General features: G+C 64.4%; 1 pseudogene. It reads right to left on the reverse strand.

The annotated features are described in order from the left end of the window. Positions 1-450, reverse strand: a pseudogene (locus BKG60_RS13635) (M1 family metallopeptidase); the annotation flags it as partial.

Consider the following 450-nt stretch of genomic DNA (forward strand, 5'->3'; position numbering starts at 1 on the left):
GGCGCTTTGTTCACCGGGGTGTTGTTTGACGGGTACCAGTTCTCGGCACCTTCGGGTTCACCGCCCTTGGCATAGCCACCGCTGGTGCTGCGTACCCAACCCGCCAGCGCGCCGAGACCACGTTCCTTGGCCTCCTGTTGCTCGTTGAACGCGTACGTGACCGTGGTCGTGAAGGAACTTCCGGTGCGGATGCCCTTGTCCGGCGTGACAGTCATCTCGTGCTCGCCGCTGAATTCGGTGGCGGCCGGCCGGCCGTCCACGGAGGCCGTCACCGTTCCCAGATCCGAGAAGTCCAGGTTGAAGCTCGACAGGTTCTGGGTGGCGGCCGCGCGGATCACCATCGTGCCGTTCACATCGGTGGTCTCCGGATCGAAACGCAGCGTCAGGTCGTACTGGGTGACCCGGTAGCCGCCGTTGCCATCCTGCGGGAAGTAGCTGTCGATCCCGTTG

This window comes from Mycobacterium syngnathidarum, from assembly GCF_001942625.1.
Lineage (GTDB): Bacteria > Actinomycetota > Actinomycetes > Mycobacteriales > Mycobacteriaceae > Mycobacterium > Mycobacterium syngnathidarum.